Genomic DNA, 23,527 nt, shown 5'->3' with positions numbered 1-23,527 from the left:
ACGGTTTCTGCATCGCTTTAGGCTGTCTCAATATGAAACCTAGTATACTGTACAATCATACAGTATCAAGTACTGTATGCGATTATTTTTGCCTAAGCTCCGACAAAGCCAGCTAAATGCCCCAAGGCGCATTAGCACTAAATTTATCCAAACAGGCAGGATAAATGCGCAACCGCCATCAATTTATTGTTAGTATTGAGGCCATTCATTCTGTGCTAGCCGCGGGGCTATGACAGACATTTTTGTAGCAGGATACCTTGGTTAATTCATGAACGCCGTCGATACTCAACATCTTGAAAAGCACACCCCCATGATGCGTCAATATCTGACGCTGAAAGCCGAAACACCCGATATGTTGCTTTTTTATCGTATGGGAGATTTTTACGAGCTCTTCTACGACGATGCTAAGCGTGCATCTGAGCTGTTAGGGATCTCCTTAACGGCCCGGGGCAAGAGTGGCGGTGACCCTATCCCCATGGCGGGCATCCCCTACCATGCGGTAGAAGGCTATCTGGCTAAGCTGGTGCAACTCAGGGTCTCGGTAGCTATCTGTGAGCAGATAGGTGACCCCGCCACCACTAAGGGACCGGTGGAGCGAAAAATCGTGCGCATCGTCACCCCTGGCACGCTGACCGATGAAGCCCTGTTGCAGGAGAGGCAAGACAACCTGCTTGCCGCCGTCTATCACGGTAAGATTGGCTTTGGTTACGCGACCCTGGATGTCTCATCCGGGCGCTTCGTGGTTACAGAGCTGGCCAGCAAAGAGGCACTGGAAGCCGAGCTACAACGCACCAATCCGGCGGAGCTGCTCTACAGCGAAGATTTCAGCGAGCCGGCACTGATCGCCTCGCTCTCGGGTAAGCGTCGCCGTCCCGAATGGGAGTTCGACTATGACACCAGCTACAAGCTGCTGCTGGAACAGTTCGGCACCAAAGACCTCTATGGCTTTGGCCTGGGCGAAGTCAGGTTATCGCTGCAGGCGGCTGGCTGCCTTATCCAGTATGTAAAAGATACCCAACGCACCGCCCTGCCCCATATCAACGCCATCACACGTTTCAATCAGTGCGACAGCATAGTGCTGGACGCGGCCACCCGAAAGAATCTGGAGCTGACCCGCAACCTGCAGGGGGGCAGCGACAACACCCTGGCCTCGGTACTGGATAACACGGCAACTCCTATGGGTAGCCGCATGTTACAGCGCTGGATCCACGAACCACTGCGCAACCACAACATCATTCGTGCCCGTCACGATGCTATCGACGAGCTACTGGACAATGGTTATCACGAGAGTCTGCACGAGCAGCTAAAAGCCCTGGGCGACATAGAGCGTATCACGGCGCGTCTGGCCATTCGCAGTGCTCGCCCCCGTGACTTTGCCCGCCTGCGTCAGGCACTCGCCCTATTGCCCGAAATACAGCAACAGCTAGCCGATTGTCACAGCGCACATCTGCATACCCTGTCGCAATCTATCGGCGAGTTTCCCGAAGAGCATGCCCTCCTAAGCCGCGCCATCGTCGACAACCCGCCTATGCTGATCCGCGACGGTGGAGTGATTAAAGAGGGCTATCATGCAGAGCTGGATGAGTGGCGCAAACTCAGCCAGGGCGCAACCGACTACCTTGCCGAACTCGAGGCACGCGAGAAGGCTGCCACCGGCGCCTCAACCCTGAAGGTTGGCTATAACAGGGTGCACGGCTATTACATCGAGGTGAGTCGCCGCGAGTCAGATCTGGTCCCCATGAGCTATCAGCGCAGACAGACCCTGAAGAACACAGAGCGTTATATCGTCGCCGAGCTCAAGGAACATGAGGAGAAGGTGCTTTCCAGTCAGGGCAAGGCTCTGGCACTGGAGAAACAGCTATGGGAAGAGCTGTTCGATCTGCTAATGCCCCGCCTGCACGAGCTACAGGCCTTCGCCCGCGCCGCCGCCGAGCTTGACGTGATCACCAACTTTGCTGAGCGCGCCGAGCAGCTGGACTATCACAGGCCAGAACTCACGGCTCAGAGCGGCATAAATATCGAGGCGGGAAGGCACCCCGTGGTCGAGCGCGTCAGTCAGACGCCATTTATCGCCAACCCTGTCAGCCTCAACCCGGCGAGGCGCATGCTGATCGTTACCGGTCCTAACATGGGCGGTAAGTCAACCTATATGCGTCAGGTCGCACTGATCACTTTGATGGCCCATATCGGTAGCTTCGTGCCGGCGCAGAAGGCCGCCATCGGCCCAGTGGATCGCATCTTTACCCGTATTGGCGCCGCGGACGATCTCGCCTCCGGCCGGTCGACCTTCATGGTTGAGATGACGGAAACTGCCAACATACTGCATAACGCCACGCCGGAGAGTCTGGTGCTGATGGACGAGATTGGCCGGGGCACCTCGACCTATGACGGCTTATCACTCGCCTGGTCGGCCGCCGAACATCTGGCGCAGAATTTAAAGTCGATGACCCTGTTTGCTACCCACTATTTCGAGCTGACCCAGCTGCCCGAGCAGATGGAAAATGTGGCTAACGTGCACCTTGACGCCATAGAGCATGACGACACCATCGCCTTCATGCATGCGGTGCAGGAAGGAGCGGCGAGTAAGAGTTATGGCCTACAGGTGGCGGCCCTAGCCGGGGTACCGGCCAAAGTGGTACAGGCCGCCAAGCACAAGCTGCATCATCTTGAGAGCCGTGACAGAGAGGAGGGCCTGCCCGAACTCAGACAGGCTCAGCTGAGTCTCGCCATGCCAGAATCCTCAAAGGCCCTAGACAGATTAGACACCATAGATCCCGACAGCCTTACCCCGAGACAGGCGCTGGATCTGCTCTATGAGCTCAAACAGCTACGTTGATTAAATACAGGCAGGTTAATTAAATACAGCTAGGTTAATCAAGTCTAAACAGCAAAAAGCGCACCTCTTAGAGATGCGCTTTTTTTAATTCTGGGGTCGGCTCTTCATGAAAAAGGTTTACACCTTAGGGCGCTTACCACAACTTTTCTCAACAAGACGCTAGCACTGCTCATCGACCTTCTAGCCAACATACGGCCAGTTCAACCAGGCGACAAATTCAAAACGGCAATAAGTACATTAAATCAGCCCTTAAGCCTACACCCCGATACACACTTATACTCTGAAGATAGCTTCTACCGATAGTCCTTGTGCACTGAGCAGATCTCTTAACCGTTTCAGGGCTTCCACCTGGATCTGGCGTACTCTCTCACGAGTGAGACCTATCTCCTTACCGACATTTTCAAGAGTCGATGGCTCATAGCCTAGCAAACCGAAACGACGGGCAAGCACTTCTCTCTGCTTGCTGTTCAGCTCGTCTAGCCAGCGTACGACAGACTTAGACATATCATCGTCTTGTACCTTGTAATCTGGGCCCACGCAATCATCGTCGGCTAACACGTCCAGCAATGCCTTGTCGTTGTCACCACCCAGCGGGGTATCGACAGAGGTTATACGCTCATTGAGCTTAAGCATCTTACTCACATCGCTACTGGGCAAATCTAACTGCTCGGCGATCTCTTCGGCGGTAGGCTCATGATCTAGCTTGTGCGCGAGTTCCCTAGCGGTACGAAGGTAAACGTTGAGCTCCTTCACCACATGAATAGGTAGGCGAATGGTACGGGTTTGATTCATGATCGCACGTTCTATGGTCTGGCGGATCCACCAGGTAGCATAGGTAGAGAATCGAAAACCGCGTTCCGGATCGAACTTTTCGACGGCGCGGATCAAACCTAAGTTACCTTCTTCAATCAGATCCAATAATGCTAAGCCACGATTGTTATAACGACGTGCAATTTTTACGACGAGTCTGAGATTACTCTCAATCATACGGTTGCGAGATTTTTCACAGCCTTTTAGGGCCTTACGTGAGAAATAAACCTCCTCTTCCGCACTCAATAGGGGGGAAAATCCAATTTCACTTAAATACAGCTGAGTGGCATCTAAGTTCTTTTGTAAGTCATCTTGTACTTGCTGTTCTAATTCTGCTTCTTTCAAAACCTCCTTGCTGTTGGTAACTGATAGATCAGACTCATTCTTAGACAAGTCAACTAAGGGCTCCGCCACGGCGGTAGATTGTTTACGACCCATAATATACTCTCCCAAATTTTACATGCTAATTTACTGCACTTTACTGTCCTCCAATTGCCAAAATGGCGCCTATAAAATTATGATTTAGGCAAAAATTTAAGTGGGTCGACGGATTTGCCGTGATACCGTATCTCGAAATGCAGCATCACCCTATTGGTACCCGTTTGTCCCATTTTCGCCACCGTTTGTCCCGCGGTAACGAACTGCTTCTCTTTTACTAAGATCTTATCGGCATGGGCATAAGCACTGAGATAGTCATCGCTATGCTTAATGATCACCAGATTGCCGTATCCCCTTAGTGCATTTCCCGCATACACCACTCGCCCATCGGCGGCGGCCTGAATGCGATCGCCTCGGGATCCTGCGATCTTAATCCCTTTATTACCTTGCTCCTTGGTAGAGAATGTGCCGATCAACTTGCCTTTAACAGGCCAATGCCAGCGCTGAACCTTCTTGGGTAGGGTGCTACTGGGCTTGTGGATAACACCGTTAACATTTTGTTGACCAGTTGTTACAGCGTACGCAGATTTATCGCCCCGATCAAGCGATTTTTTCACCAGTGTCGTTTTACTAGTAGCCACCTGCTGACGAGGTTTAACTGTTTGTTTAGGTTGATTTTTAACTGTGTTTTGCTGCGTTTTTTTACTCGATACCTGAGTGCTACGCTGGGTTTTGCTATTTGTAACAGCGTTTGTCGATTTTAGCTTTAAAACCTGTCCTGGATAGATGGTATAGGGCTTGCGAAGCCCGTTATATCGGGCAATTTCGACAAAATCTTTGTTGGCCGCCCAGGCGATCGAATAGAGGGTGTCGCCGCGCCTGACTTTATAGTGGTCGGAGGTGAGGCCGCCTCGTTTATAGGCTTTTTTCACCGGTGAGTTAACGTTGACCACGGGAGCGGGAGAATGGGCCTGAAAACTACAGGCGTTCAGCAGACAGGTAAGCATCAAGACACATAGAATGCCGACAGGCTTTTGAACAAGCTTTTGCAAAAACCTACACCGACTCGGGGGGCTCAGCATGACAGCTCCCCTATTCCCTTAGCGCCAGCGAAAAACATGACAACCACCACTAGGCGAGTTCACCGTTAACCAGGGGGACAAACTTCACCATCTCGATAGTCTGCGAATGAAATTGGTCGCCTTGGCGCACCACGCGCATCAATTGTTGAACCTCGTCGCCGACGGGGATAACCAGCACGCCGCCATCGGCCAACTGCTGGAGCAGCGCCTGAGGCACACTGCTGGCCGCGGCCGTCACCATGATGGCGTCGAAGGGCCCCTTGTTCGCCCATCCCTTCCAGCCGTCACCATATTTAAAGGAGACGTTATGCAGATCGAGGCGCTTTAGACGTTGGCGCGCCTGGATCTGCAGGCTCTTGATGCGCTCGACAGTACAGAGCTCATCCACCAACTGCGCCAATATAGCCGCCTGATAACCAGAACCTGTGCCTATCTCCAATACGCGCTTGGGATGCGACTCTAACAAAAGTTCAGTCATGCGCGCAACTATGTAGGGCTGAGAGATAGTTTGTCCCTGTCCTATGGGCAGAGCAGTATTTTCATAGGCCTTATGGCCCAGGGCCGCATCGAGAAACAGCTCTCTCGGCGTCTTCGCCACCACAGATAAAACATCAGCATTAACTATCCCCGCCCCCTGAAGGTGACGTGCCAGATTCAATGCCGCCGTTGTGGCTACCCCATTCATAATTGCTCTATCCATTGCTTTATCTTTGGTACTTGTTCAAATGCGGTCAGATCCACCGTCAATGGCGTCACCGACACATAGCCGTTGGCCACGGCATGAAAGTCAGTGCCTTCGCTGGCATCTTGCTCTTCACCCGGCGGACCCAGCCAAAATATTTCGCGTCCGGCCGGATCTTGCATGCGTACCATGCCCTCGGCCCTGTGTCTGGCGCCGAGGCGGGTCACCTTTATGCCCTTGATCTCACTGAGCGGTAAGTCCGGCACATTCACATTTAAGATCTGATCCGAAGCGATAGGGCTATCGATCAAGCCAGCCACTATCTTACAGGCGTAATGGGCTGCGCTGTCATAATGCTTCAGTTCTCGGCCCACAAGCGAGATGGCAATCGCCGGCAAGCCCAGAAAGCGTCCTTCCATCGCCGCCGCGACGGTACCCGAATAGAGGGTGTCATCCCCCATATTCGCACCGGCATTGATGCCGGACACCACGATATCCGGCTCATGGGCATAAAATTCGCGAATGGCCAGATGTACACAATCGGTTGGCGTACCACTGACGGAAATATAACCATTGTCTAACTTATTAATTCTCAAAGGGTTAGTCAAGGTTAGTGAATTACTGGCACCGGAGCAGTTGCGATCCGGACCGACTGTCATCACGTCAAAGTGCTTCGCCAGGGCATTGGACAGGGCCGCGATACCCGGCGCCGTGATGCCATCATCATTGCTTACCAATATCTTAATCATGGGCTTCTTCACTCGCTGCGGCCTTTCTGGCCTGATATTCCCGCTCTTTGACATCTTGATAATTCACCAGTTCCCGCAGCACAGAGGTGGCAAAGCTACCGGCCGGTAGGGCGAACTTTATCACTATGACATCATCCTTAATCTCGTAACTCAGTTGCTGGGGCATAAGCAGCAGGGGGCGACGCTCCTGATTCAGACCTGCCTGCTCCAGGCCAGCAAGATCCTCAGGGTACTGATCGCAAACACTCTGCTCAAAGGCTAACGCCTCAGCTTCGCTCAATGCCTGACCTCTGCCCCACATGGGCGCCGAGAGTTGGATGTCCTTCTGTGACAGACGGGCCATCAGTTCCTCGTCCCAAGGATTAGCCACGAAATAGCTCTTGCTGCCGGCCAGCATCACACAGTCGCCCTCGAGCGTCTTCAGCTCATGCTGGCGCAGTCTCTCGCTCACCAGCTGATTAAAGAGATGAGAGCGCACCGCAGAGAGATAGATGCTGCGCTTATTTCTGTCTTTCACCTTCTTGCGTCCGCTGAGCATCAAACGACCAAAAGTGAGATTCTTACCATCGTGGCCGAAGCGTTGCTCGCCAAAGTAGTTTGGCACGCCGGTGGCTTTGATCAGCTCGATGCGCCGCACCAAAGCGTCCATGTCAGACACAGCCCTTAAGGTCAGGGTGAAGCGGTTACCCGCGAGGGCGCCGGTGCGCAGCTTCTTGCCGTGACGAGCACTGGAAAGCACGGTGAGCTGCTCGCTGTTGAGCGACTGCCAGTCGGGCATACTCTTGCCGGGAATACGCACCCCGAACCACTGCTCAGTGATGGCATGTCTATCTTTCTGGCCGGCAAAGGTCACCTCTTTAGGATGCACCCCTGCAAAACTTGAGAGCATGCGCGCCACATCGGCGGTATTTAACCCCTCTTTGCGAATGTGCAGCATGTGATGCTCCCCCTCTCCTGTCGGGAGGAATGGCAATAGCTCCTGCACGATAAAATCGCTATTAAAAGTTCTTAAGTCGGCGCTCGCCTCGGGCTGGCCATGCAAATAATGTAGTGGGGTCATAACTCTCTCTTATCTCGGGGAGGCGCACATCAGCACCACGGCTTCCACCGCTATCCCCTCTTTGCGCCCGGTAAAGCCAAGCTTCTCTGTGGTGGTAGCCTTTACATTGATCGCTTCAATATCACTGTCTAAGTCACTGCTTAAACACTCGCGTATCGCCTGAATATGGGGCAGCATCTTAGGTGCCTGGGCGATGATGGTGACATCCAGATTACCAAGCCTATAGCCCTTATCCAGCGCCAGCTGGTAGCAGTGACGTAGCAGCACGCGGCTGTCGGCCCCTTTAAATTCTGGGGCGGTATCGGGAAAATGTTTACCAATATCCCCTAGGGCCATGGCGCCAAGAATGGCATCTGAGATGGCATGCAGCACCACGTCACCGTCCGAGTGCGCGACCAGGCCGGTATCATAGGGGACTTCCACCCCGCCGAGGATAAGCGGTAACTCGCCGCCGAATTTATGCACATCGAAACCGTGGCCGATACGTATATTCATCTACTTTTCACCTGTGTTCGAAATTAAGTCACTCGCAGCCGCCTGCAGAAACAGCGCCGCCAGTTGCAGATCGTCTGGATGGGTCACCTTGATGTTGTCGAAGCGTCCACTCACCAATAGCGGCCGACCTCCGGCCCACTCCATCGCCGAGGCCTCATCGGTAATGGCAACATCCGCGGCCAGGGCATCATTAAGATTGTGCTTAAGACTCTGAACCGGGAACAGCTGGGGTGTCAGCGCATGCCAGAGATTCTCCCGGCAGACGGTCTCTTGAATAGCTCCCCCTTCACCCGAGCGCTTCATGGTGTCGCGCACCGGCATCGCCAGTATGGCGCCCTGCTCAGCCCCCACATCTGTCTCGCAGGCGACGATCAGCTTGTCGATATCCAAGGCGCTCAGGCAGGGGCGCGCGGCATCATGTACCAGCGCCCAGGCATCACTCGGTGCCGCCTTGAGAGCGCTCAGCACAGAATCGGCGCGCTCTTTACCGCCGATAACTGTCATCAGCTTAGGATGGGCCGCCTGGACCAGCTTGGCGAAATAGTTATCTTCAGGGTTCAGGGCAATAATCACCTGGGTGATGCGCGGATGTGCCAATAGCACATCTAAGGTGTGCGCCAGGATAGGTTGATGATTTAACATCAGATATTGCTTTGGGATCTCGGCGCCCATTCGCGCGCCTATGCCGGCGGCGGGCACGATAGCAACCAGCTCTTGTATGCGACTAATCATAGGTGTTAACTCGTGTCACTTTTAGGCGAAACCGTTTGAGGTTAGTGCTCGCCGATCTCGGCTTTACGCTGAGGCTCACCCACTACCCGAAAGAAGGTCTCTCCCTGTTTCACCATCCCCAGTTCGTTGCGGGCGCGTTCTTCAAGCGCCTCGGTACCGCGTCTAAGGTCGAGAATCTCTTCTTTGAGTACCTGATTTCGTTCGATGAGTTTGGCGTTACTCTCGCGCTGCAACTTGATCTGTTCCTGCAGCTGAAAAGATTCGGGAAGGCTATTTTGTCCCCACCAGAGTCGATACTGGAGCAGACCAAGCAGCATAAACATGGCGATAAGAAGTCGCTTCATCCTTAATGGGCTTTATCTCTGTTAAAAGGCTGAACTGATATTACAACAAAAAAGGCCACCAAGTGGTGGCCTTTTACCAAATTAACCGTAAAAACTCGGTTATGCTTGACCTTTGATCTCGCTACGGCCCTTGTAAGGAGCCTTTTCACCTAACTGCTCTTCGATACGTAGCAGTTGGTTGTACTTAGCAACACGGTCACTACGACACAGAGAGCCGGTCTTGATTTGGCCAGCCGCAGTCGCTACCGCCAGATCCGCGATGGTCGCATCTTCGGTTTCGCCGCTGCGGTGAGAGATAACCACAGTGTAACCAGCATCTTTCGCCATGCGAATTGCCGCCAGCGTCTCAGTCAAAGAACCGATCTGGTTGAACTTGATCAGGATTGAGTTAGCGATCTTGTTTTCAATACCGCGGCTTAGGATCTTAGTGTTGGTTACGAACAGATCGTCACCCACCAGCTGGATCTTGTCGCCCAGGATTTGAGTCTGGTATGCCCAGCCATCCCAATCTGACTCGTCCAAGCCATCTTCGATAGAAACGATTGGGTACTCTTCAGTCAGTGACTTAAGGAAGTCAGAGAAACCGTTTGAGTCAAATACCTTGCCTTCGCCAGACAGGTCGTACTGACCGTCTTTGTAGAACTCAGAGGCTGCACAGTCAAGGGCTAGAGTAACGTCTTCACCCAGCTTGTAACCGGCTTTTTCGACTGCAACCTTAATTACAGCAAGCGCATCGGCGTTAGAGGCCAGATTAGGCGCGAAACCACCTTCATCACCCACAGCCGTGTTAAGGCCTTGCTCTTGCAGTACCTTCTTCAGGTTGTGGAAGATCTCGGCGCCCATACGCAGCGCTTCACGGAAGCTCTTAGCACCAACAGGCTGAACCATGAATTCCTGGATATCAACGTTGTTATCGGCGTGCTCACCACCGTTAAGGATGTTCATCATAGGTACAGGCATAGAGTACTGGCCTGGAGTACCGTTTAGCTCGGCGATGTGCGCGTATAGTGGCATGCCTTTGAAGGCAGCAGCGGCTTTCGCAGCAGCCAGAGACACGGCTAGGATAGCGTTCGCGCCTAGCTTGTCTTTGTTTTCAGTGCCATCCAGATCGATCATGATCTTATCCAGCTCAGCTTGCGCCGTCGCATCTTTACCCAGTAGGGCATCACGGATCTGACCATTGATGTTAGCCACAGCAGTCAGTACGCCTTTACCCATGTAACGGCTCTTGTCACCATCACGCAGCTCTAATGCTTCGCGGCTACCGGTAGAAGCACCCGATGGTGCAGCTGCCATGCCTACGAAACCGCCATCTAGATGCACTTCCGCTTCAACCGTTGGGTTACCGCGTGAATCCATGATCTCGCGACCAATGACATTGATAATTTTAGCCATAATTTCCTCGACTCTAAGTTTAAGATTTAAGTTTAAAAGTTAATGCAAAACTAAAATTCTTATCGCTAAATTTACATCATCTGAAACAAAAAAGCCGCCTCCGAGACTCGGAAGCGGCTCTTGTATAAAGATTAGCCTAAATCGCGTTTCTGGTACGCAACGGCTGCAGCAACGAAACCTTGGAACAATGGCTGACCATCGCGAGGTGTTGATGTAAATTCAGGGTGGAACTGACCCGCCACGAACCATGGGTGGTTAGGTAGTTCAATCATTTCAACCAGCTGACGATCTGTCGACAGACCGCTGAATACCAAGCCGGCTTTCTCTAAACGTTCTCTGTATGTGTTATTCACTTCGTAACGATGACGGTGACGCTCTACACAGGTCAGTCCCTTGTAGGCTTCAGCCGCCTTAGTACCTTCGACCAGATGACACAGCTGCGCGCCTAGACGCATGGTGCCACCGAGATCTGATTCTTCATGACGTTGCTCGATATTACCTTTTTCGTCAATCCATTCTGTGATCAAGCCCACAACTGGGTGCGGCGTGTCTTTGTTGAACTCGGTTGAATGCGCATTTTCTAAACCAGCCACGTGACGAGCGAACTCGATCAGCGCCACTTGCATACCCAGACAGATACCGAAATACGGCAGGTTATTCTCACGGGCATACTGAGCCGCCATGATCTTACCTTCTACGCCACGCTCACCAAAACCACCCGGTACCAGGATACCATCGAGACCTTCCAGCACTTCAGTGCCCTTGGCTTCGATGTTTTGTGAATCGATATACTTGATGTTGACCGATACACGGTTAAACAGACCCGCATGTTTCAGCGCTTCGTTCACCGACTTATAGGCATCTGGCAATTCAGTGTACTTACCGACCATACCGATTGTGATTTCACCGGTTGGGTTGGCTTCTTGATAGATCACATTTTCCCACTCAGACAGATCGGCTTCTTTACACTCTAGGCCGAAACGCTTGGTGACCAGGTCATCTAAGCCTTGCGCCTTCAACAGAGCCGGGATCTTATAGATGCTATCGACATCTTTCAGTGAAATAACCGCACGCTCTTCGACGTTACAGAATAGCGAGATCTTCGCCTTCTCATTAGATGGGATCGCACGGTCACCACGGCAAACCAATACGTCTGGTGCGATACCGATTGAGCGCAGCTCTTTCACCGAGTGCTGGGTAGGTTTGGTCTTCACTTCGCCCGCCGCGCCTAGGAAAGGCACCAGGGTCAAATGCATAAATAGGGTACGATCACGGCCGAGTTCTACGCCTAACTGACGAATAGACTCAAGGAAAGGCAATGACTCGATATCACCAACGGTACCGCCGATCTCTACGATCGCCACGTCGTGCCCTTCTCCGCCCTCAAGCACTTTCTCTTTAATCGCATTGGTGATGTGTGGGATCACCTGAATGGTGGCCCCTAAGTAGTCGCCACGACGCTCTTTGCGCAGCACTTCTTCGTAGATACGACCCGTGGTGAAGTTGTTACGACGGTTCATCTTGGTACGGATGAAACGCTCGTAGTGACCCAGGTCGAGGTCAGTTTCAGCACCATCTTCGGTGACGAATACTTCACCGTGCTGGGTTGGGCTCATGGTACCCGGATCCAAGTTAATATAAGGATCCAGCTTCATAATGGTTACGTTAAGGCCCCGAGCCTCTAAAATTGCCGCCAATGATGCTGCTGCAATGCCTTTACCTAGTGATGAAACCACGCCACCAGTAACGAAGATATACCTTGTAGTCATGCTGAACCTGAGAAAATGAGTTGGAAATATGTGCTTGTAAGAAAGCACTAGGACGGGGCGTTATTATATCAAAGCCCTTTGGATTCGACAAATAGGTAACAGCAACTATTTTAGCCTTTTAAGGGATCATTTCGCTTGACTTGCTCCCAATAGGCATCCAGTTCCTCAAGGGTATGCGCCTGCATGGGTTTGTCCGCCTGGGCTGCCAGGGCCTCGACGCCACGAAAGCGATGTTCGAACTTATTAGTCGCCCGGCGCAGCGCCTGCTCAGGGTCCAGCTTGAGGTGTCTGGCTAGATTCACCACGGCAAACAACAGATCACCCAGCTCATCCTCCATCTTGTCGCTATCCTGGGCGGCGACCTCCACCATCACCTCGTCGAGCTCCTCATGGATCTTGGCCACCACAGGCCCTAAGTCGTTCCAGTCGAAGCCCACAGTTGCCACCCTGCGCTGTACCTTGGCCGCGCGGGTCAGGGCTGGCAGTGCCCTTGGAATATCATCCAGCACCGAATGCAGCGAGCGCCCGGCGCGCTCTTTGGCCTTGATGCTCTCCCAGGTCTCGCGCACCGACTCGCTAGAGGCCTGACTCATCTCGCCAAACACGTGGGGATGACGCTCGGTGAGCTTAGTGCAGATCTTCTCCACCACCAGTTCAAAATCGAACCTGCCCTGCTCTTTACCCAACTGACAATAGAAGATCACCTGAAACAGTAGATCGCCGAGTTCCCCGGGGAGCTCATCCAGGGCGCCGCGCTCTATGGTGTCGGCCACTTCAAAGGCTTCTTCCAGCGTGAAGGGCACTATGGTCTGATAGCTCTGTGCCTTGTCCCAGGGGCAACCCGTCTGTGGGTCTCTGAGCCGCTCCATTATGGTCAGCAGTCTCTGGATGTCTGATTTGCTCTGCATCGTTTACCTCATTAAAAAGGCGGCCAGGGCCGCCTCTAATTACGCTTTATAGGCTGTCATCACAGCTTAGAGGCGTCTCGCCTCGATAACGCCACTCACCTGAGACAGCTTGGCAATCACTCGCGACAAGCCCTCCAGGTTATACAACTCAAGCTCCAGCTCGATAGCCGCGGTCTGGGTCTTCACATCCGACGATGAGCTCATGGCCAACACGTTTGATTTCTCTGCCGCCAGCACTGAGGTGAGATCCCTCAGCAGTCCGCTGCGATCATTGGCCAGCACCTTAAGCTTGAGCTTATAGCCGCCGGAGTAGTTCTCACCCCAGACCACATCGACGCTGCGCTCGGGATGCACCCGCATCAGCTCCTTCACCTGTTCACAATCGGCTCGGTGAACCGAGATCCCCCTGCCCTTGGTAATAAACCCGAAGATCTCATCCCCCGGCACCGGCTGACAACACTTAGCAATATGACTGAGCAGGTTACCTACACCATTCACCTCGACCTGGCCCTTACCCTTACCTGTCGAACGCGCCTGATTCTTCTTCAGAAGATCTTCCAGCGCCTCCTCTTCGGAGACTTCGTTGACCCGCATACGGCTCTGTACGTGGTTAACCACCTGGTTGAGCCTGACGTCACCGCCGCCGATACCGGCCAGCAGATCGTCCATGCCCACCATGTTAAAGCGTTCCACCGCGCTATGAGCATCTTTCAGTGTCAGGCCTGAACGTGCCAGTTCGGCCTCGAGCATCTCGCGGCCGGCGACGATATTCTTGTCCCTGTCCTGCTGCTTGAACCAATGCTGGATCTTAGAGCGGGTGCGCGATGCCTTGATATAGCCCAGGTTAGGGTTAAGCCAGTCGCGCTTAGGGTTAGGATGCTTGGAGGTGATGATCTCTACCCGTTCACCTGTTTCGACCTGATAGGTAAAAGGCACGATACGGCCATCGACCTTGGCACCGATACACCTATGGCCCACCTGGGAGTGAATATAGTAGGCGAAATCCAGCACGGTCGACCCCATGGGCAGATCCACCACGTCACCATTTGGCGTAAACACATAGGCCCTGTCTTCGAACACCTGGCTGCGCACCTCGTCCACCAGGTTACCGCTCTCGGCCACATCCTCCTGCCACTGCAGGATCTTACGTAGCCAGTTGATCTTCTCTTCGTAGCCGCTCTGCTTGCCTGTGGTGCCCTCTTTATACTTCCAGTGGGCAGCCACCCCCAGCTCGGCATCTTCATGCATCTGCTCGGTACGGATCTGGATCTCCACCGTCTTGCCCTCTGGCCCCACGACTATGGTGTGGATCGACTGATAGCCATTGGGTTTAGGGTTGGCCACATAATCGTCGAACTCTTTAGGAATATGATGCCAGAGCGTGTGTACTACACCCAAGGCGCCGTAGCAGTCCTGCAGACGCTCGGTAACGACTCGCACCGCGCGCACATCGAAGAGTTCATCGAAGGTAAGATCTTTACCGCGCATCTTCTTCCAGATGCTGTAGATATGTTTGGGCCTGCCATAGACCTTGGCGCGGATCTGTTCTTCGTCCAATCGCTGCTGCAACTGGTTAACGAAGTTATCTATATAGGTCTCACGATCCATCCGCTTGCCATCGAGCTGCTTGGCGATGTCCTTGTAGATCTCAGGGTGCAGATAGCGAAACGAGATATCTTCCAGCTCCCACTTGAGCTGGCCTATGCCAAGGCGATTGGCCAGGGGCGCATAGATGTCGGCGATCTCCCGTGCCAGTAAGACACGAGTCTCCTCATCGGCGTTCTTAACCTCACGCAGCAGACAGATACGCTCGGCCAGCTTGATCACCACGGCGCGGACATCCTCAACCATGGCCAGCAGCATCTTACGTATGTTATCTATCTGGGGTTCTGCGTTACGGCTCTGCTCGTTGACCTTAAGGGCCCCAATGGCTTCCATGGTGACCACGCTATTAACCAGGGTGGTGAGCTTGTCGCCAAACAGCTCAAGCATCTGCTCCTCGGTCAGCAGGCCAGCATCGAACACCACGAAGATCACCGCCGCCTGCAGGGTCTCGATATCCATGTTGAGCGGCGCTAAGATCTCGATCAGCTCGCGAGCACGGCCGATCAGCAGGGTATCGTTAGCATCATGTTTCGCCACCAGGGCCTCTACCTGCTTTATTAGCGCAAGTAAGGTACTGGCGTCATCGGCGTCACTCAGATAACGATTAACCCACTCGGTCAATTGAAAATCTGTGTCTTTAAAATGTGCTTCTCTAACAGATACCATCTACTGCATGTCCTATTACTTGATTGCTTGCCCCTAAAAGCGTTCGACCCCAGCCTAAATAAGCGCCATATGACATCGCCAATAATGAACTCACTATCTTGGGGATTCCCTCGCCAAAGTCAAATGATATACGCCGACTATTTGCGCGCTTAGGCCAAGATTAACAACTATTTACCCAGCTCAAACAAGGCCATGGCCTCGATATGATGTGTCTGGGGAAACATATCGATGAGGCCGAGTCGACTCAGCACATATCCCTGGGCGAGCAAGGGCTCACAATCTCTGGCCAGGCTCACCGGATTACAGGAGATATAGACAATCGCCTTCGGCTTCATCTTCTTTAACCATTGTAGACTCTCATAGGCGCCGGCTCTGGCAGGATCCAGCAGTAACTTGTCGATACGCCCGAGCCAAGGTGCACCGGACAGATCCGCGCTGAGATCCCCATGATAAAACTCCACGCCCTCGACGCCGCTCGCACCGGCATTTAGTCTTGCCTGAGCCACCATGGTTTCGACCCCCTCGACACCTACTACCTGGGCACCGGCCTTGGCCAGCGGCAGGGTAAAGTTACCCACGCCGCAGAAGAGATCCAGCACCCGCTCGCCGGGCTGAACCTGCAGCCAGTCGATGGCCTGAGTCACCATCTGTTGATTGATCTCACCGTTGACCTGAATGAAGTTGCCCGGCGAAAAGCCAAGCTGACAGCCATCCTCTAGCCGATAAAAAGGCAGCGCCTCGTCGCCCCAAAGGGTCTCAAGTCTGCTTTCGTCGTCGAGCAATATCACCCTTACCCCATGCTGCTCGCCAAAGGCTGCTAGCAAGGCTTTATCCTTGTCATTCAGAGGGCTGGTGATACGCAGCACCACACCTGGGCCCGAGTCGACTGAGAGTAGCTCCACATGGCCCAGACTACGCTTGGCACTCAGGCGGTTAAGGCATTGATTGAGTGGCGCGATCAGATCTGACAGCGACTTAGCCAGCACGGGGCAGGCATCTATGTTAACCACCTCACTGCTGGCCAGGGCACGAAAGCCCAGGTTGAGCCGCTTACTATCGCGCTGATACTGGGTTGCCAAGCGGGCGCGGCGGCGATAGTGCCAGCCCTCGCCGCTTAGTGGCTCGCTCATTGCCTGTGGCTGGGTGCGGCCCATCTTGTTGATCAGGTTTTCGAGCGCCGCCTGCTTGGCCTCGCGCTGGGCAGAGAGCTCAAGGTGTTGCAGGTCGCAGCCTCCACAGCGGCCATAATAAGGACAACTAGGGGCGATACGCGCCTCGCTGGCGGTTTCGACCTTGATCAGCTTGGCCTTGGCGTGACGCTTCTTCTGCTCTGTTATCTGCGCCGTTACCGTTTCACCGGGCAGGGCGCCGGGAATAAAGACGATTTTTCCCTGATGCTCGGCTATCCCCGCCCCTAGGTGATCCAGCTGGCTCACATGGAAACTTTGCTTGGCCTGGGTTTGTTGTATCTTGCGGGGTTTAGCTTTATAAAATTGTGCCATTTAGGCCTCTAAAACAATAAAAATACTAGTAAAGACTGCACAAAGTCTGGCAGTCTAATGTAACCTATATCCATCGTAGATAAATAATACCAACTCAATGAATAGTGCAGACAATATGACTAAATACAGCCTGAGAGCCTGGGTTCTCGTGCTGGCCTTAGCGCCCACTATTTTGGTTGGTATTTTGCTTGGCAGCTATTTTACCATAAATCGTTTCTATGAGCTGGAAGAAAGCTTAATCGAGCGCGGCGGTAACATCATCGAGCCGCTGGCCATCTCCGCCGAGATAGGCCTAGAAACTAAGAATTTTGAGACCACCAAGCGACTGATCACCTCGGTACAGCTCAACAAATCCAACCTGGTGCAGTTTATTGCCATCTTCGACACCAGTAACCGGGTGATAGTGACCTCGCATCACTATAAGAGCCACGAGTTTATGCGCTACAACGAGCCCATAGATTCGCTGCAAACCACAGAGGTAGAGGAGTTTGGCGATAGCATCATCATGCGCAGCCCCATCTTCTCCAGTCAGCGCGAACTGGTGGTCAGCCCCTACGACAGCAACTCCATGGCCCAGCAGGTCAACTCCGCCAAACTCGGCTATATCGCCGTGTTACTCAACAAAGAAAATGCCCTGCTGGAGCAGCACAGGGCCGCGGTGGCCGCCTTTATCATCGTCCTTATCGGCGTGCAGCTTAACCTACTGTTTACCTTTCGCCTGGTGAAAAACGTTACCCACCCCATCACCGAGATGGTGCGCGTGGTGGCCAAGATCCGCGAGGGCAAGTTGGACACCCGGGTCGACGGCAACCTGATCGGTGAACTGGATCTGCTCAAGCGCGGCATCAACGCCATGGCCGGTTCCTTATCGGAATACCATGAGGAGATGCAGCAGAATATCGATCAGGCGACCTCAGATCTGCGGGAAACCCTGGAGCAAATTGAGATCCAAAACGTCGAGCTGGATCTGGCCAAGAAACGCGCCCTAGAGGCCAGCCGTATCAAGTCTGAGTTCCTGGCCAACATGTCCCACGAGCTGCGCACGCCGCTCAACGGGGTGATAGGTTTTGCCAAGCAGCTATTAAAGACGCCACTGCATGCCAGTCAGCAGGACTACATCAAGACCATAGAAAAGAGCGCCACCAACCTGTTGGGGATCATCAACGACATCTTAGACTTCTCCAAGCTGGAGGCGGGCAAGATGGAGCTGGAGAACATGCCCTTTGCCCTGCGCGAGCTGATCGACGACACCATCTCACTGCTGGCCAACAGCGCCAAGGATAAAGATCTCGAACTTGTGGTGGATATCGAGCCTAGCATCAACGACAACGTCTCTGGCGATGCCCTGCGGGTCAGCCAGGTGATCACTAACCTGGTGGGCAACGCTATCAAGTTTACCGACAGCGGTAGCGTACACCTCAAGATGCGCCTGACCAGCGAAGAGAGTGACAAGGTTAATGTCCGCTGTGAGATCACAGATACAGGCATAGGCATAGACAAGCCACATCAGGCGCAACTGTTCCAGGCCTTCGGCCAGGCAGACTCCTCCATCTCACGTCGCTTCGGCGGTACCGGCCTGGGCCTGATTATCACCAAACGCCTGATCAACCGTATGGGCGGTCAAATCGGCTGCATCTCCTCGCCGGGTAAAGGCTCTACCTTCTGGTTCACCCTACCTCTCAAGTTGAGTTCCTACCCTATCAGTCAGCCGTTAGAAACCGATAAACTCATCGACAAGACGGTGCTCTTGTTCGAGCCAAGGGAGTTGTCACGCAAGGTCCATGAGAGCCTGCTTAGCCACTGGGGCATGCAAAGTGTCAGCATCACGACCCCGGAAGATCTGGCCCGTGTCGCCGGCGAAGAGGGACGTCACTTCGACTATGCCATCATCAGCTGTAACGATCTGGCCAGTAGCCCTAACCTGCTCAACGTACTGAATAAGATTGCCAAGATCAGCGACTATACCCTCTACCTGTGCAGCAGCACCGACAGCGCCGCCAAGATGAGCCTGATCCAGCCCACTGTAGACAAGGTGATGCAGGCGCCGGTAGGCGAGCGCGCCCTGGCGGTGACACTGATCAATCCTCACCGCGCCCAATTCGAAGCCATGCCGTTCCAAGAGGCGGCCAAAGAGACTCAGGAACGCGAGCCCATGAGCGTATTGGCGGTGGACGACAATCCCGCCAACCTCAAGTTGATTAAGACCCTGCTCAAGGAGCTGGTTACTCAGGTGACTGTTACCGACAACGGCCAGGAGGCGGTAGAGATCGCCAAGGCCAAGAGCTTCGATCTCATCTTCATGGATATTCAGATGCCGGGCACCGACGGTTTTAGCGCGACCAAGCAGATACGTGAGCATTCGCTCAATCGCAACACCCCCATAGTCGCCGTGACCGCCCACGCCATCGCCGAAGAGCGCGAGCGTATCGATCAGAGCGGCATGGATGGCTACCTGCCAAAACCTATCGATGAGGCGGCGCTCAAGAGCGTGATTAGCCGCTGGAAGACGCGGCCACAGTTTACCCATTTCGACCAGCACACCCTTAATTGGGATCTCTGTCTGACCCAGGCCAACCAGAAGACCAATCTGGCGCTGGAGATGCTACAGATGCTGGTCGACTCTCTGCCCGAGACCCGTGACAACATCTCGGGCGCGCTCGAAAGGCAAGACAGCCAGGCCATGGTCAGCCATGTCCACAAGCTACACGGCGCCAGCTGCTACTGCGGCGTGCCGACCACGCAGCGACTCTGTCGAGAGATTGAACAGTCACTCAAGCAAAATGCCGACGTCGATCTCGTCGAGCCGGAAATACTTGAGTTACTTGACGAGCTTTCTAAGGTAGAATCGGCCGCAAATCAAGTAATAGCCCAGTTATCTATGGATGTGATCGATGAGTAATAAACCCGGGTTTTTCAAGCGCCTCAAGGCCCTCGAACTGGAACAGAAGAAGCTGTTCGCCATCGCCCTTTGCCAACGCATGTACCCCAACTATCAGCTGTTCAGCGAAGTCTGCAAGTTTGGCGACCCACAGGTGCTCGATACCGTGCTCAACCTGCTGTGGCAATCTATGTACGATCAGAAGCTGAAGCTCAACATCGACCTCTATCTGGAGCGTCTGGATCTCAACACCCCAGAACCCAGCGATTTCGATGTCTATGGCGTCTACCCAGCCATGGATGCGGCCGTTGCCCTCACCTCACTGCTCAGCGCCCTGCAGAGCAAGGTGGAAGACGATATCACCAACATCAGCAAGCTCTCATCCGCTACCGTAGCCAACTATATCGAGGCCACCCTAGAGGAGGAGATGGATGAAGAAGCACTGGACGAACACATCTTCAATCACGAGGTGATGCAGGAAGAGAAGGCACTGCAGGCCTCTTTACTGGAGATCATCGAAGAGAATCCTAAGATCACCGCCGACTTCGTCAAGGCGCTGCGCAAGGAGTTAGTGCAGGCAGGCGTATCCAACATAGGTATCTCGGCGGGCGCCTAATGCGCAAACTTATCTACCAGGGATTTGTATTGACCAACCCCGATGGGTTAACCAATACCTGGTGCCTCACCATAGGGGAGCAGCGACGCGTCGGCTCCCTGTTTGAGCTCAGGCGCCAGATCCATTTCTACCAGGAGCTGGGGATATTGCCGCCGCCCAAGCCGCTGCAAAGGCGATCAGGCCCCAAGCATTAGACTTTAGCGTTATAGGGACACGACCGGCTGAGTGGTAACCTAATAGCCATAACAGTTTTTAGGATAAGCGCCACTCAGACTCAAGCCAAGGAAGTCGTCTCCCTATGTTATCCACTCTCTCGCCACTCTTTGTCGTATTTGGCATCATGGTCACCGGCTTTGTCGTGCAAAAAGCCCGGCTACTGCCCGAGGGCAGCGACAACGTGCTTAATCAATATGTCTATTACATCGCCTTTCCGGCGATCATGATGATAGTGCTGGCCGAAACCCCGATCGAAGAGATCACCAACTGGGGATTTATTGGCGGCTACAGCCTGGCCATGATCCTGATTTACCTGCTGACCGGCCTGCTCTCCCTCTGGTTACAACCGAAAGAGAAGCCCCTGGCGGCCATCCGCGCCCTCAACACCACCTTTGGTAACACCTCCTTCATCGGCATCCCGCTGATGATGATGCTGTTTCCCGGCGATCAGCTGGCATTGGCCGCTGCCGCCCTGGCCAGCCTTTTATCGGTAACCGTATTTGCCATAGTGCTAGCTCAGCTGGCACTGTTTCAGGGCCAGACAGATAGCGCACTCAAGACGGTAGTATTGGCCCTCATCCAAAACCCCATCATATTGGGTAGCCTGGCCGGCATGGCGATATCCGCCGCCCATATTGAGCTTTATCGCCCCATCGCCGAGATCATCCGGCAATTTGGCATGACCTCTAGCCCCTGCGCCCTGTTTGCCATCGGCATGGTGCTCTGCAAGGCCAATCAGGGAGGCAGAAATGCCGCCGGCATACAGTCACGCCTTGCCGAGCTGGCCATGCTTAACCTGAGTAAGCTGCTACTACAGCCGCTGCTGGCCTACCTGCTACTGGGCGCCTTAGGGGTTAGCGGACAACTGCTACAGATGGGGGTGATTCTGGCCGCCCTGCCTACCGCCGCCAGCGTCTACCTGCTAGCCCACAGATTCAACGTGGGTGCCACCAGTAGCGCCCAGACCATCAGCTTAGGAATAGTGATTAGCTTTGCCACCATTCCACTGCTGCACTATTGGCTCGGCTCGGGCACCGCCAGCGTGTTTTAACGGATAAAAAGCACACAGGTATTTACTGTATAAAAATTCAGTATATACTGTGCATGAATACAGTACTTTGTAAAAGGATGTCATCATGCTTTGTCAGCTCAGCATCAATAACTTTGCCATTGTCCGCTTTTTAGAACTCGATTTTAAGTCTGGGATGACCAGCATCACAGGCGAAACCGGCGCGGGGAAATCGATTGCCATCGATGCCCTGGGCCTGTGCCTGGGTAACCGCGCCGATGCCAATACGGTCCGTCCCGGTGCCAGCAAGGCCGAAGTCAGTGCCCGCTTCGCCCTCAGCGATATCCCGCTGGCCAAACGTTGGTTAGAGGACAATGATCTTGAGCTAGACGACGAATGTATCCTGCGCCGCACCATAGGCAGCGACGGTCGCTCACGGGCCTACATCAACGGCAACCCGGTTCCCCTGAGCCAGATGCGCGCCCTGGGCCAGCTGCTTATCGGCATTCACGGCCAACATGCCCACCACGCCATGTTAAAGAGTGAGCATCAACTTACCCTGCTCGACAGCTATGCCAACCACAAGATGCTGCTCGATGCCTGTAGCGCCAGCTACCAGCGCTTCAAGCTGATCCAGAAAGAACTGAGTCAGTTACAGCAGTCACAACATGAACGCATCGCCCGCAAGCAGCTGCTGCAATATCAGGTCGAAGAACTAGACGAATTTGCCCTGGGCGAAGAGGAGTTTGAAGAGATAGAGGCCGAGCATAAGAAGTTGGCCAATGGTACGGCGCTTATCCAGGCCTGCCAACGCACCCTCTATCTGCTGCAAGACAGCGAAGAGGGCGCCATCGAATCGCTACTCAACATGAGCCTAGATCAGGCCCAGGAGCTCGAAGGTTACGATCCTGAGCTTAAAGGGGTGGGCAACATGCTCAACGATGCCCTGATCCAGGTGCAAGAGAGCAGCAGCGAGCTACAAAGATACTTAGACAGGCTGGAACTGGACCCGGATCACTTTGCTGCGCTGGAGCAACGCCTGTCTAAAATCATGATGCTGGCGCGCAAGCACCATGTGAACGCCAAAGATCTCTATCAGCATCATCAGGCACTTAGCCAGGAGCTGAGCGAGCTCGACTCGGATGAGGAGAAGCTCGATGAGATCGCCCAGCAGCTTCAGAGCTGCCGCGAGAGCTTCATCGCCCACGCCCAGAAGCTCAGCCAGAGCCGTCAACGCTACGCCAAGGAATTGGACAAGCAGGTTACCCGCTCTATCCATGAGCTGAGCATGCCTAAGGGCAAGTTTGTCATCGACGTACAGTTTAATCCCGAGATGATGTCGCCAAACGGCTGCGATACTGTGGAGTTTCAGGTCACGACCAACCCGGGTCAGCCGCTACAGCCCATCGCCAAGGTGGCCTCGGGCGGCGAGCTGTCGCGTATCGGCCTGGGCATTCAGGTGATCACCGCCAAGAAGGTTGCCACCCCGACCCTCATCTTCGACGAGGTCGACGTGGGGATTTCAGGCCCGACCGCGGCAGTGGTGGGCAAGATGCTGCGCGCCTTAGGCGAGTCGACACAGGTACTCTGTGTGACCCACTTGCCCCAAGTGGCCGGTAACGGTCATCAGCATATGTTCGTCAACAAGCAAAGCAAGTCAGGCCAAACCGAGACCTCCATGGTGCCACTGGATAAGGGGCAACGTATCGAGGAGCTGGCGCGCCTGCTTGGTGGCGATGTCATCACCAACAATACCCTGGCCAACGCCAAGGAGTTACTACAGGGCTAAGACTGA

Annotated in this window: 19 protein-coding genes; 6 read left to right on the top strand and 13 right to left on the bottom strand. The window is 53.9% G+C overall.

Going from position 1 to position 23,527, the window contains the following annotated elements:
* Positions 1–268: 268 nt before the first annotated feature.
* Positions 269–2,836: a DNA mismatch repair protein MutS gene (mutS, locus tag L1D43_RS03445; protein ID WP_239849961.1), complete on the top strand. Its 2,568-nt coding sequence runs from the start codon at positions 269–271 to the stop codon at positions 2,834–2,836.
* A 273-nt stretch (positions 2,837–3,109) separates the two neighbouring features.
* Here the strand turns inward: mutS and rpoS are convergent, their stop codons facing one another.
* The 13 genes from rpoS to rlmD all read right to left on the bottom strand — a co-directional run bounded on the left by rpoS (position 3,110) and on the right by rlmD (position 17,013).
* A complete protein-coding gene (gene rpoS, locus L1D43_RS03440) occupies positions 3,110–4,084 on the bottom strand; it encodes an RNA polymerase sigma factor RpoS (protein WP_041510486.1) in 975 nt (324 codons plus the stop codon).
* A gap of 77 nt (positions 4,085–4,161) precedes the next feature.
* Positions 4,162–5,031: a peptidoglycan DD-metalloendopeptidase family protein gene (locus L1D43_RS03435; RefSeq protein ID WP_239851032.1), complete on the bottom strand. Its 870-nt coding sequence runs from the start codon at positions 5,029–5,031 to the stop codon at positions 4,162–4,164.
* Positions 5,032–5,155: 124 nt separating this feature from the next.
* Complete coding sequence (locus tag L1D43_RS03430; RefSeq protein ID WP_239851030.1) at positions 5,156–5,791, bottom strand: protein-L-isoaspartate(D-aspartate) O-methyltransferase; 636 nt, start codon at positions 5,789–5,791, stop codon at positions 5,156–5,158.
* On the bottom strand, positions 5,788–6,537 hold the full coding sequence (surE, locus tag L1D43_RS03425) for a 5'/3'-nucleotidase SurE (protein WP_041510569.1): 750 nt from the start codon (positions 6,535–6,537) through the stop codon (positions 5,788–5,790). Before surE ends, L1D43_RS03430 begins: the two co-directional genes overlap by 4 nt.
* On the bottom strand, positions 6,530–7,597 hold the full coding sequence (locus L1D43_RS03420) for a tRNA pseudouridine(13) synthase TruD (RefSeq protein ID WP_239849960.1): 1,068 nt from the start codon (positions 7,595–7,597) through the stop codon (positions 6,530–6,532). Before L1D43_RS03420 ends, surE begins: the two co-directional genes overlap by 8 nt.
* A 9-nt stretch (positions 7,598–7,606) precedes the next feature.
* Complete coding sequence (gene ispF, locus L1D43_RS03415; RefSeq protein WP_239849959.1) at positions 7,607–8,092, bottom strand: 2-C-methyl-D-erythritol 2,4-cyclodiphosphate synthase; 486 nt, start codon at positions 8,090–8,092, stop codon at positions 7,607–7,609.
* Complete coding sequence (gene ispD / locus L1D43_RS03410) at positions 8,093–8,824, bottom strand: 2-C-methyl-D-erythritol 4-phosphate cytidylyltransferase (RefSeq protein ID WP_239849958.1); 732 nt, start codon at positions 8,822–8,824, stop codon at positions 8,093–8,095. It abuts the gene before it with no gap.
* Positions 8,825–8,865: 41 nt separating this feature from the next.
* A complete protein-coding gene (ftsB, locus tag L1D43_RS03405; protein ID WP_041510481.1) occupies positions 8,866–9,168 on the bottom strand; it encodes a cell division protein FtsB in 303 nt (100 codons plus the stop codon).
* 99 nt (positions 9,169–9,267) lie between these two features.
* On the bottom strand, positions 9,268–10,563 hold the full coding sequence (eno, locus tag L1D43_RS03400; protein ID WP_239849957.1) for a phosphopyruvate hydratase: 1,296 nt from the start codon (positions 10,561–10,563) through the stop codon (positions 9,268–9,270).
* A gap of 131 nt (positions 10,564–10,694) precedes the next feature.
* Positions 10,695–12,332, bottom strand: coding sequence for a CTP synthase (locus L1D43_RS03395; RefSeq protein WP_041510479.1), 1,638 nt, complete (start codon positions 12,330–12,332; stop codon positions 10,695–10,697).
* Positions 12,333–12,442: 110 nt separating this feature from the next.
* A complete protein-coding gene (mazG, locus tag L1D43_RS03390) occupies positions 12,443–13,240 on the bottom strand; it encodes a nucleoside triphosphate pyrophosphohydrolase (protein WP_239849956.1) in 798 nt (265 codons plus the stop codon).
* Positions 13,241–13,306: 66 nt separating this feature from the next.
* On the bottom strand, positions 13,307–15,511 hold the full coding sequence (gene relA / locus L1D43_RS03385) for a GTP diphosphokinase (RefSeq protein WP_239849955.1): 2,205 nt from the start codon (positions 15,509–15,511) through the stop codon (positions 13,307–13,309).
* Positions 15,512–15,678: 167 nt separating this feature from the next.
* The gene (gene rlmD, locus L1D43_RS03380; RefSeq protein ID WP_239849954.1) at positions 15,679–17,013 is read right to left on the bottom strand and encodes a 23S rRNA (uracil(1939)-C(5))-methyltransferase RlmD; all 1,335 of its coding nucleotides are present in this window, start codon (positions 17,011–17,013) and stop codon (positions 15,679–15,681) included.
* Positions 17,014–17,110: 97 nt separating this feature from the next.
* Between rlmD and barA the strand changes: the two genes are divergently transcribed.
* The 5 genes from barA to recN all read left to right on the top strand — a co-directional run bounded on the left by barA (position 17,111) and on the right by recN (position 23,521).
* A complete protein-coding gene (gene barA / locus L1D43_RS03375) occupies positions 17,111–19,912 on the top strand; it encodes a two-component sensor histidine kinase BarA (RefSeq protein WP_239849953.1) in 2,802 nt (933 codons plus the stop codon).
* On the top strand, positions 19,905–20,507 hold the full coding sequence (locus L1D43_RS03370; RefSeq protein WP_239849952.1) for a YjaG family protein: 603 nt from the start codon (positions 19,905–19,907) through the stop codon (positions 20,505–20,507). The genes barA and L1D43_RS03370 overlap by 8 nt, the downstream gene beginning before the upstream one ends.
* Entirely contained in the window at positions 20,507–20,701 is a 195-nt protein-coding gene (locus tag L1D43_RS03365) for a DUF3319 domain-containing protein (RefSeq protein ID WP_239849951.1), read from the top strand. Before L1D43_RS03370 ends, L1D43_RS03365 begins: the two co-directional genes overlap by 1 nt.
* Positions 20,702–20,805: 104 nt before the next feature.
* A complete protein-coding gene (locus tag L1D43_RS03360; protein WP_239849950.1) occupies positions 20,806–21,774 on the top strand; it encodes an AEC family transporter in 969 nt (322 codons plus the stop codon).
* An 85-nt stretch (positions 21,775–21,859) separates the two neighbouring features.
* The gene (recN, locus tag L1D43_RS03355; RefSeq protein ID WP_239849949.1) at positions 21,860–23,521 is read left to right on the top strand and encodes a DNA repair protein RecN; all 1,662 of its coding nucleotides are present in this window, start codon (positions 21,860–21,862) and stop codon (positions 23,519–23,521) included.
* The last annotated feature ends 6 nt before the right edge of the window (positions 23,522–23,527 follow it).

The sequence above is a fragment of the Shewanella sp. Isolate8 genome (assembly GCF_022398495.1).
In the GTDB taxonomy this organism is placed as follows: Bacteria; Pseudomonadota; Gammaproteobacteria; order Enterobacterales; family Shewanellaceae; genus Shewanella; species Shewanella aquimarina.
Note: the sequence above shows the minus strand (reverse complement) of the source record. Positions and strands in the feature narration are given on the sequence as shown.